General features: G+C 67.4%; 10 protein-coding genes, 1 tRNA gene and 1 pseudogene. 8 read left to right on the forward strand and 4 right to left on the reverse strand.

Annotated features, from left to right (window positions below):
• The first annotated feature begins 44 nt into the window (after positions 1 to 44).
• The 4 genes from lgt (at position 45) to pyk (ending at position 8,813) form a co-directional block, all read left to right on the forward strand.
• Positions 45 to 1,049: a prolipoprotein diacylglyceryl transferase gene (lgt, locus tag LXX_RS05590; protein ID WP_011185976.1), complete on the forward strand. Its 1,005-nt coding sequence runs from the start codon at positions 45 to 47 to the stop codon at positions 1,047 to 1,049.
• 155 nt (positions 1,050 to 1,204) lie between these two features.
• Positions 1,205 to 5,782 carry a glutamate synthase large subunit gene (gene gltB / locus LXX_RS05595; protein ID WP_011185977.1) on the forward strand — a complete coding sequence of 1,526 codons (4,578 nt, stop codon included), beginning with the start codon at positions 1,205 to 1,207 and terminating at the stop codon, positions 5,780 to 5,782.
• Positions 5,783 to 5,824: 42 nt separating this feature from the next.
• Positions 5,825 to 7,282 carry a glutamate synthase subunit beta gene (locus LXX_RS05600; protein ID WP_011185978.1) on the forward strand — a complete coding sequence of 486 codons (1,458 nt, stop codon included), beginning with the start codon at positions 5,825 to 5,827 and terminating at the stop codon, positions 7,280 to 7,282.
• A gap of 64 nt (positions 7,283 to 7,346) precedes the next feature.
• Positions 7,347 to 8,813, forward strand: a complete 1,467-nt coding sequence (gene pyk, locus LXX_RS05605) for a pyruvate kinase (RefSeq protein ID WP_011185979.1) — start codon at positions 7,347 to 7,349, stop codon at positions 8,811 to 8,813.
• A gap of 50 nt (positions 8,814 to 8,863) precedes the next feature.
• Here the strand turns inward: pyk and LXX_RS05610 are convergent, their stop codons facing one another.
• The gene (locus tag LXX_RS05610) at positions 8,864 to 9,628 is read right to left on the reverse strand and encodes an EamA family transporter (protein WP_223227732.1); all 765 of its coding nucleotides are present in this window, start codon (positions 9,626 to 9,628) and stop codon (positions 8,864 to 8,866) included.
• Between the two features lie 247 nt (positions 9,629 to 9,875).
• Entirely contained in the window at positions 9,876 to 10,625 is a 750-nt protein-coding gene (locus LXX_RS05615) for a hypothetical protein (RefSeq protein WP_141692832.1), read from the reverse strand.
• Positions 10,626 to 11,215: 590 nt separating this feature from the next.
• Here LXX_RS05615 and LXX_RS16660 point away from each other — a divergent pair.
• Positions 11,216 to 11,353: pseudogene (locus tag LXX_RS16660) on the forward strand (FBP domain-containing protein); the annotation flags it as partial.
• Between the two features lie 43 nt (positions 11,354 to 11,396).
• The gene (locus LXX_RS16665) at positions 11,397 to 11,573 is read left to right on the forward strand and encodes a hypothetical protein (RefSeq protein WP_370558485.1); all 177 of its coding nucleotides are present in this window, start codon (positions 11,397 to 11,399) and stop codon (positions 11,571 to 11,573) included.
• 605 nt (positions 11,574 to 12,178) lie between these two features.
• Here LXX_RS16665 and LXX_RS05625 read toward each other — a convergent pair.
• Positions 12,179 to 12,262, reverse strand: a tRNA-Leu gene (locus LXX_RS05625).
• A 38-nt stretch (positions 12,263 to 12,300) separates the two neighbouring features.
• Between LXX_RS05625 and LXX_RS05630 the strand changes: the two genes are divergently transcribed.
• A complete protein-coding gene (locus tag LXX_RS05630) occupies positions 12,301 to 12,906 on the forward strand; it encodes an ANTAR domain-containing response regulator (protein WP_011185983.1) in 606 nt (201 codons plus the stop codon).
• A gap of 69 nt (positions 12,907 to 12,975) precedes the next feature.
• Here LXX_RS05630 and LXX_RS05635 read toward each other — a convergent pair whose 3' ends face one another.
• Positions 12,976 to 13,380: a hotdog fold thioesterase gene (locus tag LXX_RS05635; protein ID WP_011185984.1), complete on the reverse strand. Its 405-nt coding sequence runs from the start codon at positions 13,378 to 13,380 to the stop codon at positions 12,976 to 12,978.
• A 67-nt stretch (positions 13,381 to 13,447) separates the two neighbouring features.
• Here LXX_RS05635 and polA point away from each other — a divergent pair, with 67 nt between their 5' ends.
• The gene (gene polA / locus LXX_RS05640) at positions 13,448 to 16,135 is read left to right on the forward strand and encodes a DNA polymerase I (protein WP_011185985.1); all 2,688 of its coding nucleotides are present in this window, start codon (positions 13,448 to 13,450) and stop codon (positions 16,133 to 16,135) included.
• Positions 16,136 to 16,137 lie beyond the last annotated feature (2 nt).

The following is a 16,137-nucleotide window of genomic DNA, read 5'->3' on the forward strand; positions in this document are numbered from 1 at the left end:
GCGTACCCCCCAATCGAAAGGTGAGTCATCGCGTGGTTGCGACGGTGAGCAGCTGGATGGCCAGCATCCCGAGCCCGGGCCCCGAGTGGGCGCAGATTCATCTGCCCTTCTTGCCGTTCCGGATACAGACGTACGCTCTCATCATCCTGACCGGGATCGTGGTGGCGGCCATGTGGACTTCGCGCCGCCTCACCAAGCGCGGCGCTGAGCCGGGTGTCGTGCTGGACGTGCTGCTGTGGGCCGTTCCGCTCGGCATCATCGGAGCACGGCTCTACCACGTGGTGACCCATCCGGCCGACTTCTTCTACCCCGGCGCCAACGTCTGGAACCCGTTCCAGCCGGGTGCGATCTGGAACATCTGGGAGGGTGGCAACGCCATCTTCGGCGCGCTGATCGGCGGGGCTGTGGGTGTCGGGATCGGCTGCCGCTGGACCGGGTTGCGGTTCTGGACGTTCGCCGACGCGCTCGCGCCGGCGCTGCTCCTCGCTCAGGCCATCGGCCGGCTCGGCAACTACGTCAACCAGGAGCTGTTCGGCCTGCCGACCAGTCTCCCGTGGGGGCTGGAGATCGCCTCCGGCAACAAAGCCATTCCGGTCGGTCTGCCGGAGGGGACGCTGTTCCAGCCGCTGTTCCTCTACGAGATCGTCTGGAACGTCATCGGGGTGTTCGTGATCCTCTGGCTGGAGCGCAGGTTCCGGCTCCAGTGGGGCAGGGTGCTCGCCGTCTATCTGATCTGGTACGGCCTCGGTCGCTCCTATCTCGAGTCGATCCGCATCGACCCGAGCGAGTTCAGCTTCCTCGGCATCCCCAGCAATGTGTGGGCCGCTTTCGCCGCCGTCGTGCTCGGTGCGATCATCCTCCGCGTGCAAGCGCAGCGTCACACCGGACTCGAACCGGGTCCCTACCTGCCGGGCCGTGAGTGGGTCTCTCCGCAGGCTGAGGTAGAATCGGGTGAGACGGACCCGGAAGAAATTCTCCATGCCGACGATGACGAAGAACGCACCGGAACCCATAAGCCCCAGGCCACAAGCCTTTCCGGCTCGAACTGACACCCCCGTCGGGGCGGTCCCACCAGCACCACCGGCCGCGCGAGGACCACTGGGCCGCACACAGCTCGGATCGACGGCGGAACCCCTTCTGAAGGGCCGATGGCGTCCCCGCACCCCACACCCCACGTCTACGACACTGTGAGGACGGTCGAACTATGGCGCTCACGCCTCCCCATCACCGGTTCGGTGCCCTTCCCGGAAAGCAGGGCCTCTACGACCCTGCCCACGAAAAGGACGCCTGCGGTCTCGCGATGGTCGCTACCCTGCGCGGCACGGCCGGGCATGACATCGTCGCCGCCGCGCTCGAAGCGCTCCGCAACCTCGAGCACCGCGGCGCGGTCGGCTCCGACGCTGGAACCGGGGACGGGGCCGGAATCGTCACACAGGTGCCGGACGCCTTCTTGCGCGCCGTGTCGGGCACCGCGCTGCCCGGCGCCGGGGAGTACGCCGCCGGCAACGCTTTCCTGCCGGTCGGCGCGGAGGAGCGCGAGCGCGTCAAAGCCGCGGTCGAGGCCATCGCCGCCGAGCAGGACTTGACCGTCCTCGGCTGGCGGCCGGTCCCGAACCGCCCCGACGAGCTCGGCGATCTGGCACGCGCCGCGATGCCGGTCATCGAGCAGCTCTTCGTGTCGAGCACCCGGACGGCCGAGGACGGCGATCCGGTTGCTGGGATCGCGCTCGACCGTCAGACGTTCTTCCTCCGCAAGCGCGCCGAGCGCGAGCTCGACATCTACTTCTCGTCGCTGTCGAGCCGCACCATCGTCTACAAGGGCATGTTCACCACTCTGCAGCTGGAGCCCTTCTACCCTGACCTCTCCGATCAGCGCTTCGCCTCCAAGCTGGCGCTCGTTCACTCGCGGTACTCGACCAACACCTTCCCCTCCTGGCAGCTCGCGCAGCCGTTCCGCATGATCGCGCACAACGGCGAGATCAACACCGTGCAGGGCAACCGCAACTGGATGCGCGCCCGCCAATCGCAGCTCGAGAGCGAGCTGCTCGGCGAGCTGGGCCCGGTGCTCCCGATTGTGACGCCCGCCGCCTCGGACTCGGCCTCCTTCGACGAGGTCGTGGAGCTGCTCTCGCTCACCGGACGCTCGCTGCCCCACTCGGTGATGATGATGGTTCCGGAAGCGTGGGAGAACCAGACCGAAATCGACCCCGTCCGCCGTGACTTCTACGAATACCACTCGATGCTCATGGAGCCGTGGGACGGTCCCGCCGCGATCGTGTTCACCGACGGCTCGCTCGTCGGCGCGACGCTCGACCGCAACGGCCTGCGTCCTGGCCGCTACGTCATCACGAACGACGGCCTCGTCGTGCTGGCCTCCGAGATCGGTGTGCTCGACATCGAGCCGAGTCGCGTCGTCCGCAAGGGCCGGCTGCGTCCGGGCCGGATGTTCCTGGTGGACACGGTCGCCGGCCGGCTCATCGAGGACGAGGAGATCAAGTCCGAGCTCGCCGCCGGCGCGCCCTACGGCGAGTGGCTGCAGCAGGGCCGCATCCACCTGAAGGATCTGCCGGAGCGCGAGCACATCGTACACACCCCGGCCTCCATCACCCGCCGCCAGCGCACGTTCGGCTACACGGAAGAGGAGGTCCGTGTCCTGCTCAAGCCGATGGCGGCGACGGGCGCCGAACCGCTCGGTGCGATGGGCTCCGACACGCCGGTCGCGGTGCTCTCCGAGCGTCCGCGCCTGCTCTTCGATTACTTCGCGCAGCAGTTCGCGCAGGTCACGAACCCCCCGCTCGACTCCATTCGCGAGGAGGTCGTCACCTCGCTCGCGCTCGGTGTCGGCCCCGAGCGGAACCTGCTCACCGCGGGTCCGGAGCACGCCCGGCAGGTCGTCCTCGACTTCCCGGTGATCGACAACGACGAACTCGCGAAGATCCAGCACATCGACCCGCGCCCGGGCAGCCGCCTGACGACGACCGTCCGCGGTCTCTACCGTTTCGACGCCGGCGAGGATGCGATGCGCAGACGCCTCGCCGAGATGTGCGCCGAAGCGGACGAGGCCATCGAGTCCGGCGCGCAGTTCATCGTGCTGAGCGACCGCGACTCCACCAAAGACCTCGCGCCCATCCCGTCGCTGCTCATGCTCGCAGCGGTTCACCACCACCTCATCCGCGCCGAGAGCCGGATGAAGGTCGGCCTGATCGTCGAGGCCGGAGACGTGCGCGAGGTTCACCACGTCGCGCTGCTCATCGGCTACGGCGCTTCGGCCGTCAACCCGTATCTCGCGATGGAGACCTGCGAAGAGCTGGTGCGCAGCGGGATGATCACCGGAGTGACTTCGGAGAAGGCCGTCGGGAACGTGATCAAGGCGCTCGGCAAGGGCGTCCTCAAGATCATGTCGAAGATGGGTGTCTCCACGGTCTCCTCCTACGCCGGCGCTCAGGCCTTCGAGGCCGTCGGCCTCAGCCAGGAGTTCGTGGGCGAGTACTTCACCGGCACCACGAGCAAGCTCGGCGGTGTGGGCATCGAGGTGATCGCCGCCGAGAACCTCGCCCGTCACTTCGCCGCCTATCCGGCCGAGAGCGCGATCATCGCACACGAGCGGCTGGCGACCGGCGGCGAGTACCAGTGGCGTCGTGACGGCGCGCCCCACCTCTTCAATCCGGAGACGGTGTTCCGCCTCCAGCACTCCACGCGCACGCGCCGCTACGACATCTTCCGCGAGTACACCACGATCGTGGATGACCAGTCCGAGACCCTGATGACCCTGCGCGGGATGTTCAAGCTGAAGACCGGCGAGCGCCCGGCGGTGCCGATCGACCAGGTCGAACCGGTGGAGTCGATCGTAAAGCGCTTCTCCACCGGCGCGATGAGCTACGGCTCGATCTCCCGGGAGGCGCACGAGACCCTCGCGATCGCGATGAACCGGCTCGGCGCGAAGTCCAACACCGGTGAGGGCGGCGAGGACCTCGAACGTCTGCTCGACCCCGAGCGGCGCAGCGCGATCAAGCAGGTCGCTTCCGGGCGCTTCGGCGTCACGTCGATGTACCTGACGCACGCCGACGACATCCAGATCAAACTCGCGCAGGGTGCGAAACCGGGCGAAGGTGGTCAGCTGCCACCGGCGAAGGTCTACCCGTGGGTGGCCCGCACCCGGCACGCGACCGCGGGCGTCGGCCTCATCTCGCCGCCGCCGCACCACGATATCTACTCGATCGAGGACCTCAAGCAGCTCATCTTCGATCTGAAGCGCGCGAACCCGCGGGCCCGCATCCACGTCAAGCTCGTCTCCGAGTCGGGCATTGGCGCGGTCGCGGCTGGGACGGCGAAGGCCCTGGCAGACGTCATCCTGGTCTCCGGGCACGACGGCGGCACCGGCGCCTCCCCGGTCAACTCGCTCAAGCACGCGGGCACGCCGTGGGAGCTGGGCCTGACCGAGACCCAGCAGACCCTGATGCTCAACGGGATGCGCGACCGCGTGGTCGTGCAGGTCGACGGCCAGCTGAAGACCGGCCGGGACGTGATCGTCGGCGCCTTGCTCGGAGCGGAGGAGTTCGGTTTCGCGACCGCGCCGCTGGTGGTCTCGGGTTGCGTCATGATGCGTGTGTGCCACCTCGACACCTGCCCGGTCGGCGTTGCGACGCAGAACCCCGAGCTGCGCGCCCGGTTCTCCGGCAAACCGGAGTTCGTGGTGACGTTCTTCGAGTTCATCGCCCAGGAGGTGCGCGAGCACCTTGCGGAACTCGGGTTCCGCAGCCTCGAGGAGGCGGTCGGTCACGCTGAGCTGCTCGACGTCGACCGCGCCATCGAGCACTGGAAGGCGTCGGGGATGGATCTCTCGCCCATCCTGCTCGGCCCGGAGCTTCCGGAGGACGCTCCCCGCAAGCACGGCCGGGACCAGGACCACGAGCTGGCGGAGCACGTCGACAATTCGCTGATCGAGGCGGCACAGCATGTGCTCGAGAACGGCGGCAGGCTGGAGCTGAGCCTGCCCATCCACAACACCGAGCGCGCTGTCGGCACGATGCTCGGCCACGAGGTGACCGTCCGCCACGGCGAGAACGGGCTGCCGACCGGCTCGATCGACATCACGCTGACCGGTTCGGCCGGCCAGTCGCTCGGCGCGTTCCTGCCGGCCGGCATCACGCTGCGCCTGGAGGGTGACTCCAACGACTACGTCGGCAAGGGTCTCTCAGGCGGCCAGATCGTCGTCCGCCCGCCGCGCGACAGCGCGTTCGCAGCGGAGGACAACGTGATCGCGGGCAACGTGATCGGCTATGGAGCGACCCAGGGGAGCCTCTTCATCCGCGGCATCGTCGGCGAGCGGTTCCTCGTGCGCAACTCGGGCGCGACTGCCGTGGTCGAGGGCGTCGGCGATCACGCGCTGGAGTACATGACGGGCGGCCTGGCGGTCATCCTCGGCGGCACCGGCCGCAACTTCGGCGCGGGCATGTCTGGCGGCACGGCGTACGTGTACGACCTCACGCCCGCCCGGGTCAACCGGGAGGCTCTCGGGAGCGGCGAACTCGAGCTGCTGCCGCTCGGCAGCGACGATATCGAGATCGTCCGCGACCTGCTGGAGAAGCACCGGACCGAGACCGGCTCGGCGCTCGCCGACCGGCTGCTGGCCGACTTCGACGCGACCGTCGCGCGGTTCGTCAAAGTGCTGCCGCGCGACTACGCGGCCGTGCTCCAGATGCGTCAGGAAGCCGCGGACGAAGGGCTCGACCCCGACGGTGATGTCGTGTGGAACCGGATTCTGGAGGTGACTGGCGGATGAGGCTGCCCGACCGTGTGGTTTCCGTCGAAAAAGAGGTGACTTGTGGCTGATCCCAAAGGGTTCTTGAAGACGACCGAGCGGGAGCTGCCGAAGCGCCGCCCCGTCCCGGTCCGGCTGATGGACTGGAAAGAGGTCTACGAGGCCGGGGAACCGGCCCAGCTGCGCCGCCAGGCCGGGCGCTGCATGGACTGCGGCATTCCGTTCTGCCACCAGGGTTGTCCGCTCGGGAACCTCATTCCGGAGTGGAACGACCTCATGTGGCGTGGGGAGGGTCGCCAAGCAATCGAGCGTCTGCACGCCACCAACAACTTCCCGGAGTTCACCGGGCGGCTGTGCCCGGCCCCCTGCGAGTCCTCGTGCGTACTGGGCATCAACCAGCCCGCCGTGACCATCAAGCAGGTCGAGGTGTCGATCATCGACCAGGCTTGGCAGCACGGCTGGGTGCAGCCGCACCCGCCGGAGCGCCTCACCGGCAAGACCGTTGCGGTCGTCGGCTCCGGGCCCGCGGGTCTGGCCGCCGCCCAGCAGCTCACGCGCGCCGGGCACACGGTCGCCGTGTACGAGCGGGACGACCGGATCGGCGGTCTGCTTCGCTACGGAATCCCGGACTTCAAGATGGAGAAGAAGCATCTGGAGGCGCGCATCGGTCAGATGACCGCCGAGGGCACGCGTTTCCGCGCCGGGGTGACGATTGGTGTCGACATCGGCTGGGACGATCTGCGGGCGCGTTACGACGCGATCGTTGTCGCCACCGGTGCGATGGTGCCGCGGGATCTGCCCATCCCGGGCCGCGACCTCGCAGGCGTTCACTTCGCGATGGAGTACCTCGTCCAGCAGAACCGGGCGGGTGCGGGTGACCAGGTCGCCGCCCAGATCACCGCGGACAGCAAGCGCGTCGTCGTCCTCGGCGGCGGCGACACCGGTGCGGACTGCATCGGCACCGCCCACCGCCAGGGTGCTGCGAGCGTGACCACTCTCGCCATCGGCAAACAGCCGCCGAGCGAGCGTCCGGGTCACCAGCCCTGGCCGCTGACCCCGGCTCTGTTCGAAGTCCAGTCGGCGCACGAGGAGGGCGGTCAGCGCGAGTACCTCGTCTCGACGGTCGAGTTCCTCGCGAATGAGCACGGCGAGGTGCGCGCGGTGCGGGTGGCCGAGACCGAGCATGTCGATGGCCACCGCGTGCCGAAGGCCGGCACCGAGCGGGAGATCCCCGCGGATCTCGTCCTTCTCGCTCTGGGCTTCACCGGTCCGGAGCAGGACGGACTCTCCTCCCAGCTGAACCTGCCGTTCGATGAGCGGGGCAGCCTCGAGCGTGACGGCGGCTACCAGACCAGCGAGGCTGGCGTGTTCGTCGCCGGGGACGCTGGCCGCGGTCAGTCGCTCATCGTCTGGGCCATCGCCGAGGGCCGTGCAGCGGCCGCCGCCGTGGACCGGTATCTTGAAGGGGAGACACAACTGCCGGCGCCGGTCCGTCCCACGGACCGCGGCATCCTGGTCTGAGGGATCCCCACCGAAAACGAGAACGCGTCCTCGACTGCGCGAGAATCACGGAGCACTGAAGAGCATGAGAAGGGCGAAAATCGTCGCGACCCTCGGGCCGGCGACCTCCAGCTATGACAACATCCGCGCCATCGTCGACGCGGGCGTCGACGTGGCCCGGATGAACCTCAGCCACGGCAGCTACGAGGTGCATGAGGGGGTCTACGCCAACGTTCGGAAGGCTGCGGAGGACGCCGGCAAACCGGTCGCGGTCCTGGTCGACCTCCAAGGCCCGAAGATTCGCCTCGGCAAGTTCGAGGCCGGTCCCTACGAACTCGCCGAGGGCGATATCTTCACGATCACCACCGAGGAAATCATCGGCACCAAGGAGATCTCCTCCACCACGTTCAAGGGGTTGCCCCAGGACGTGAAGCCGGGTGACTTCCTGCTGATCGACGACGGAAAGGTGCGCGTGCGCGTGCTGGAGACCGATGGCACGGCCGTAACCACTGAGGTGGTCGTGGCCGGTCCCGTCTCCAACAACAAGGGCATCAACCTTCCCGGTGTCGCGGTGAACGTGCCCGCGCTGTCCGAGAAGGACGAGGCCGACCTCCGCTGGGGCCTGAATCTGGGCGCCGATCTCATCGCCCTCTCGTTCGTGCGCAACGCGGGGGACATCGAGCGCGTACACGAGATCATGGCCGAGGAGGGCCGTAAGGTCCCCGTCATCGCCAAGATCGAGAAGCCGCAAGCCGTTGACGCTCTGGAGGGCATCATCGAGGCGTTCGACGGCATCATGGTCGCGCGTGGCGACCTGGGCGTCGAGTTGCCGCTGGAGGCGGTGCCGATCGTGCAGAAGCGCGCGGTCGAACTCGCCCGCCGTGCGGCCAAGCCGGTCATCGTCGCGACGCAGATGCTGGAGTCGATGATCTCGAGCCCGGTACCGACCCGCGCCGAGACATCCGACGTCGCTAACGCCGTCCTCGATGGCTCGGATGCGGTCATGCTCTCGGGGGAGACCAGTGTCGGCGAGTACCCGAAGATCACCGTTCAGACGATGGCGAAGATCGTGAAATCGACCGAAGAGCACGGTCTCGACCGGATCGCCCCGCTCGGCACCAAGCCGCGCACGCAGTCCGGCGCGATCACCCTGGCCGCGACCGAGGTGGCGGACTTCGTCGAGGCCAAGTACCTCTGCGTGTTCACCGAGTCCGGCGAGTCGGCCCGTCGCATGGCGCGTCTGCGCAGCAAGATCCGGATCCTCGCCTTCACACCGGAGGAGTCGACCCGTCGCAAGATGGCGCTCTATTGGGGCGTGGAGTCCTTCGTGGTCGACCGGGTCACCCACACCGACCAGATGGTCGCGCAGGTGGACGAGGCGCTGAAGTCCACGGGCCGAGCGGAGAACGGCGACAAGGTGGTCATCATTTCCGGGTCGCCTCCCGGGATTCCTGGCACCACCAACGACATCCGCGTACACCGGGTCGGCGACGTCCTGTGTAGCGAAACGCAGCGAAGGGCCTCGCGCTTCGGGGACCGCTCCCGGCTGTGAGCCCCTCCCTGTGGGCGGACAGTGAGTTCCGTCCCGTTCCGGCTCTCCGCTCAGGGGAGGGACCCGGCCGCCGACTCGAGTTCGGAGCGGGGTTCTTCGCGTTGCGTCGCGAGGGTGACGGCGGCGGCGCACACGATCAGGATGCCGGCGAGCTGGACAGCCGTGAAACGTTCGTCCAGGACGAGCACGCCGAACACGGTCGCGATGACCGGGCCGAGGCTTGTGATCACCGCATACAAACGGGGTCTGATCCGCCGCAGGATGAACGTGTCGAGGCTGTAGGGCACCGCCGAGGAGAGGATGCCGGCGGTCAGCAGCAGACCCGCGACCCGCCAGTCGATGCGCGAGGAGTCCAGCGTGACCAGAGCGATGGGCACGGTCAGGACAGTGGCCACCACGCTCGCAACGCTGAGCCCCTCCAGCCCCGGAAGCCGCATCGCCACCTGCCGGGTCAGCAGGATGTAGGCGGCCCAGGACGCGGCGGCGGTCAGCGCGAGCACGACGCCGAGCGGGTCCATCGCGCCTTCTGTCCCGGTCAGCAGAACGACGCCGGCGGCTGCGGCGAGGGCGCAGCACACATCCAGCGGGCGGCGCGAACCGAAAAGAGCCAGCGCGAACGGGCCGAGGAACTCGATGGTGGCGGCCATGCCGAGCCCCAGCCGGCCGACGGCCTCGTAGAAGCTGAGGTTCATCGCGGACAGCACGACCCCGAGCGTGAGCGCCGGCCAGAGCCGTCGCCAGGTGAGTTCCGTGCGTTTCGGCCGGTAGAACGGCAAAACGGCGACGGCGGTCACGACCTGGTGCACGGCCACCACGACGGGGGAGCCGACGATCGGGATGAGGAGCCCGGCGACTGAGGAACCGAAATTGATGCTGACTTCGTGGCGACCTGGGTGCCGGCCCCGGCGATCACCCGGCTGCGTTGCGAACTCACTCCGCCGAGCTTACTTCCCGTCGCTGACCGGTAGCGCGACCCCTACCCGAATTCCCCGTGCCGACGGGCCGGGGCGGCCCGGCCCGTCGGCTTGTTTGCGAGGACCCCGGTGGACGGGATGGTCCGCTCTATCGGGTCAGCAGATCTTTCCAGGAGAGCAGGTGCTCTACGGCGATCCCGCTGTATCCGTTCAGCCCGGAGAGCCGGGCGCGCACGATCGTCGACTGTCCTTCCAAGGCCGCTGCGGAGTTATCGCCGAAGGTCGCAGCCGAACCACCGGCGACGTCGGGGCTGTCCGCCTCCAGCCCGATCGTGAACGGGATGCGGGCCGCGCTGGCCACCGCGGCGGCGGGGTGGGCGAGGGCGACGATGCCGTCCTCTCCCTCAGCGTGGTCGACGAAGGTGACGATCGCGACAGAGTGGATGTGAGAGAGTAGCTGGCCGAACAGTGTCCCGCCGCTGGGGTCGGGTTTCGTCGCGAGCCACCAGGGCAGGGCGCCGCCGATCGGAACCTTTCCGGCCGCTTGAGCGGCCGCGTCGTACATGTTGCTGAGATCGCCGACGATGGCCGGCAGTTGGCTGTCGGTGGCGTTCACCCAGGGCTCGACATCGAATTGCACGGCGTCGAAGGGGGCAGCTGTGAGGGCTGATCGTGTCCAGGTGGCGGCGAGCTGAGGCTGGCTGGCCCACGATACGTCGCCGCCGAGGGCGGCGACCGTGGTGACGCCCGCGCCATGCAACGCCTTCACCGCGGAGCGGAGCCAGTCGCTGAACGGGCCTTGGTCGGCTGCACACGGGACGGACAGGTAGACCGTTTTCAGCTTGTGGGCGGAGGCGAAGGCCGACAGGGCGCTGGGCTGGAACGCGGGCTCACCCATCCCACGCTCATCTAGCGCCTTGTCGATGGGGTTGCCCCAGGCCACAGGCTTGTGATGCCGGAACCGTTGGAGCCGTCCGTGCGGATTGCGGCCGGGGCAGTGGCGGTGGCAGGAGCACTGCCGAGCAGCAGGGCCGCGATGACAAATCCAGAGAGAGCAGCGGCGAAGAGAGCGAAGCGGTTGTTTGGGACACGACTGTTCTGGACAGGCACGAAACACCCTTTTCCTGAGATCGTTTTACGGATACGAATTGCTGCGGATTCGGGTGTGCATCAGTGCAAGTATGTCAGGATAAAGCTCAGACATCTACTTTGAATTTCCTCAGGTATGTCGGTGCCGCACAAGAGGCCATGAGCCGGTCCCCGCCCGTCCCATCCTCCGGGCGTCGAGGCTGGGAACATGTGTAAGCATGGGACGCGAGCGCAATCTCTTCGGTGGAGGTGTGCCCTTGCAGACCCTGACTCCCCAGGAGATCCGCGATTCGTTCGTCAACTGCTCCACCTCCGAAGCTGCCGATCTCCCGCTGCCGCCCGGTGTACAGTGAGATTCACTGGGAGCGCCGCGAGTACCTCGGACGGCGTGACCCCAGCGTGCCCCAGCGCGGCTATGTCGTCATCCCGGCCGCCGAGCGGACGGTGGGCATTCTGCTGCGTGCGTCGGAGGCGTCCATACGGTCCCACAGGCCGACGATGTGCGGCTGGTGCCAGGACGTCCACTGTGTCCGCGATGTCTATTTCTGGTCTGCCCGCCGCGTCGGCCAGGCCGGCCGCAATGCCGACACGGTCCGCGTTCGTCTGCGGCGCGTTCGAGTGCTGCGAGAACGTCCGCCGCACGCCGCCGCCGCAGTTCGGCGGCTTCGATATCGAGCGTGCGATGCACGAGGGGATCGCCGGACTCGCCGAGCGAGCGCGGCGCTTCGCCGCCATCGTCGTCGGTACACATCTCTGATCCCTCTGACGCGCGGCTGATCTCTGCGTCGTTATTGAGGGGGGTCGTCATTGACGGGGGAGGGCCTGCTGGCTCAATCGCTTGTGCCGCTGGTCATCTGGAAGCACACTTGTGCCTTGCGATGAGGTCGTCTGAGCCGCAGAACGACGAGGAGAAAACCCTGCCTACCAGCCTTCGGGCGCTCCGATCCTACGACCGTTGCATCATTGACCATGCTGGTCGCGAGGAGAGTGGTCTGGTTTCATGACAGGAGGCACTGACTTCGCGGGCACGGTGACTGTGAAGGCGATTGATGGGGCCATCGAGTCCAATCCTTGGGGAGTCCAGGTTGTCAGGCCCTCAACGCCGGACTTCTGTTCGATGTGGCTGGAAGAGCTTCTCAACGGTGGGCGTGTGGTCCGCATACGCCTGCCGTGGCTTCACGGCTTCAGCTGGTCCGTTTAGCCACGCTCGGCGCCTCGTGCTGACAGGTGGCATGCTGCCATCGCCGTTTTGCCATTTTAACCAGCCTTTTTGTGACATGAGAGTGTGGCACATGGGCGTAGCGCGAGAACGGAAGAGACCCCGTGCCTGTGAAAAATGGGGATGGAGGGGTCTCTCGGTTGTGCCGCTGGTGGGATTCGAACCCACACGCCCGTGAAGGACAAAGCATTTTGAGTGCTCCGCGTCTGCCGTTCCGCCACAGCGGCGCACAACAACACAGAAACAATACCGTAGGCTTCTCTGCGTGACTGACCAGGAAACCACCCCCACCGCACCCCACCGCGTTGTCGTCGCGGAAGATGAGTCGCTTATCCGGCTCGACATCGTGGAGATCCTGAGCGACAACGGTTTCGAGGTCGTCGGGGAAGCCGGTGACGGCGAGACCGCTGTCGCGCTGGCGACCGAGCTCCGCCCTGATCTGGTGATCATGGATGTCAAGCTGCCTCAGCTGGATGGGATCTCTGCCGCTGAGCGCCTGTCCAAGGACCAGATCGCTCCCGTCGTGCTGCTGACCGCGTTCAGCCAGAGGGAACTCGTCGAGCGTGCCAGCGAAGCGGGCGCGCTCGCCTATGTCGTCAAACCGTTCACCCCGAACGACCTCCTGCCCGCCATCGAGATCGCCCTTGCGCGCCACCAGCAGATCCTCGCCCTCGCGGCGGAGGTCACCGATATGGTGCAGCGCTTCGAGACCCGCAAGCTCGTGGACCGCGCCAAAGGCCTCCTGAACGAGAAGATGGGCCTCTCCGAGCCCGACGCCTTCCGCTGGATACAGAAAGCCTCCATGGACCGCCGTCTCACCATGCACGACGTCGCCCAGGCCATCATCGAGCAGCTCGCCCCCAAGAAATAGCCAACGATTCCTCCGTTGTTCCGTCGATACGCCGCTCGCAGCGCGGAACAACGGAGGAGCGATGGCGATTTAGCGCTCTTTGATCAGGTTCGTGATGCGGATTGTGGAGCAGCGGCGGCCCTGATCGTCGGTGACGGCGATCTCGTGCGTCGTGAGCGTGCGGCCGAGGTGGACGGGCGTGCAGACGCCCGTGACGTAGCCGGAGGTCGCGGAACGCGTGTGTGAGGCGTTGATTTCGATGCCGACGGCCAGCCGGCCTTCTCCGGCGTAGAGGTTCGCCGACATGGAGCCGAGCGACTCGCCCAGGACCACATACGCGCCGCCGTGCAGCAGGTTGGCCGGCTGCGTGTTACCGGCGACCGGCATGCGCGCCACCGCCCGCTCGATCGTGAACTCGAGCATCTCGATGGCCATCTTCTCGGCCAGCGCGCCGAGCCCCCTCCGCTGAACATACGCGAGCGCGTTCTCGGTCATGCATCGCCCTTTCTCGCCATCGTCGGTCGGCGGCTGGAGTGTCACCGGCGGCTTGTAGGCTGGTCCGGTGTCAGACTCCGAAAAGCCTACCCTTCTCGTGATCGATGGCCATTCGCTGGCGTTCCGGGCCTTCTACGCCCTGCCGGTGGACAGCTTCGTCAATCGCGAGGGGCAGCACACGAACGCCATTCACGGCTTCATCGCGATGCTGATCAATCTGCTGCAGCAGCAGAAACCGACGCACCTCGCGGTGGCGTTCGACGTTTCCCGCGCCTCGTTCCGCACGCGCGAATACCCGGAGTACAAGGGCACCCGTGGCGAGACCCCGCCCGAGTTCGCCGGCCAGGTCCCGCTCCTCGAAGAGGCCCTGCACGCGATGAACATCCAGACCATCGCCAAAGAGGACTACGAGGCCGACGACATCCTGGCCACCCTGGCGCGCCGCGGCGTCGAGGAGGGCTACCGTGTGCTCCTGGTCTCGGGCGACCGAGACACCATCCAGCTCGTCACCGATGAGGTCACGCTGCTCTACCCGAATGTCCGCGGCGTCTCCGAGCTGAAGGTCTACGATCCGGCCGCTGTGCGCGAGCGCTACGGCATCGAGCCGCACCAGTACCCCGAGATCGCGGCGCTGGTCGGTGAGACCAGCGACAACCTGATCGGGATCGACAAGGTCGGCGAGAAGACTGCCGTCAAGTGGGTGCAGCGGTACGGCACGGTCGCGAACATCGTCGCGCACGCCGGCGAGATCACGGGCGTGGTCGGGCAGAATCTCCGCGACCAGCAGGAGAACGCCCTCCGCAACCGCCGCCTCAACAAGCTCCTGGACGATGTGGAGCTGCCTGTCGGCCCGTCAGACCTCGCGCGGCGACCGCTGGACGAGAACGCCGTGCGCGACATCTTCGCGCGCCTGCAGTTCAAAACGCTGCTTGACCGTTTGCTGAAGACCGCTGCCGAGGACGGGATGCTTGAGGGAACGGCCGCCCTCTCCGACACCGGCGACGCGGGTGCGGTGACAGCCCCGCCTGTCCGCGCGTTCGTGGGTGAGGAGCTCGCGCACTGGCTGTCGACGGCGTCCGCGGAGGGCGAGTCCATCGCGGTCCAGCTGGAGGTCGGCCCGGCCGGGCAGCGCGGTCCCTCGCTGGTCGGTTTCGGGCTCGCCTCCGCCACCGAGACTGTCTACGTGCCGTGGGAGGACGGGAGTCACCACGGTGCGGCGCTCACGGAGTGGCTCGCGAGCCCGGCCCGGAAGTGCTTTTTCCACGCCAAACCGCAGTTCAAGACCCTCCTCCGCGCCGGTTTCGCCGTGGACGGCCTCGCGTTCGACACTCGCATCGCCTCCTGGCTCGTGAAGCCGGGATCGGCGCCGCAGTCGCTCGCCGAGCAGGTGTGGGAGGTGCTTGGCGAGACGCTGCCGGTGTCCGACCCGAACCAGCTCGTTCCGCTCGCCGATGCGGTGAGTCCTGCGACCGAAGCCTGGTTCGTCCGGCGCGTCGCAGACGGTCAGGCCACCGCCCTGGACGAGCGCACCCGCGCGGTTCTCGACGAGATCGAGCTGCCCCTGGTCGCCGTGCTCGCCGAGATGGAGCTGAACGGCGTCGCGATCGACGCGGTGGCGCTCACCCGTCTGCGCGATCGGCTCACGGGCAAGGCCAGCGATCTCGCGGCCCGTGCGTACGCGGAGATCGGGCACGAGATCAACCTCGGCTCGCCCAAACAGCTCCAGCAGGTGCTGTTCGAGGAGCTCGGGATGCCGAAGACCCGCTCGACGAAGACCGGCTATTCGACAGACGCAGCCTCCCTCGCCGATCTGCAGGAGAAAAGCCCCCACCCCTTCCTCGGCCTGCTCCTCCAGCACCGCGACGCCACCAAGCTGAAGCAGATCGTGGAGACGCTGGAGCGCTCGGTCACCGGCGACGGCCGCATCCACACCACGTACGACCAGACCGGCACCTCGACCGGCCGGATCTCCTCCAACGATCCGAACCTGCAGAACATCCCGATCCGCACCGAGGAAGGCCGCGAGATCCGCTCGTCGTTCGTCTCGGGCGGCGAGGACGAGACACTGCTGACGGCGGACTACTCGCAGATCGAGATGCGCATCATGGCGCACCTTTCGGACGACCCCGGTCTCATCGAGGCGTTCAACGCCGGCGAAGACCTGCACCGCTTCGTCGGTTCCCGTGTTTTCGGGGTTCCGCCCGAGGAGGTCACCCCGCTTATGCGGACCAAGGTCAAAGCAATGTCCTACGGCCTCGCCTATGGGCTCAGCGCTTTCGGGCTCTCCAAGCAGCTCCGCATCGAAACGTCCGAGGCGCGCGAGCTGATGAACGGCTACTTCGAGCGGTTCGGGGCCGTGCGCGACTACCTCCGCAACGTGGTCGAGCAGGCCCGCCTCGACGGCTTCACCGAGACGATCTTCGGCCGCCGCCGTCCGTTCGCCGACCTCACCTCGACCAACCGCGTGCTGCGTGAGAACGCCGAGCGCCAGGCCCTCAACGCGCCCATCCAGGGTTCGGCGGCCGACATCATGAAGATTGCCATGCTCGGGATCGCCGGCGATATGAGCGACCAGCGGCTCGGCTCGCGGATGCTCCTCCAAGTTCACGATGAGCTCATCTTCGAAGTGGCGCCCGGCGAAGGGGATGCCCTGGAAACGATCGTCCGCGCCCGGATGGTCGGCGCCGCCGACCTCCGCGTGCCCCTCGACGTCCAGATCGGGCGCGGCTCGACCTGGGACTCTGCCGCCCACTGAGC

The organism is Leifsonia xyli subsp. xyli str. CTCB07 (assembly GCF_000007665.1).
Lineage (GTDB): Bacteria > Actinomycetota > Actinomycetes > Actinomycetales > Microbacteriaceae > Leifsonia > Leifsonia xyli_C.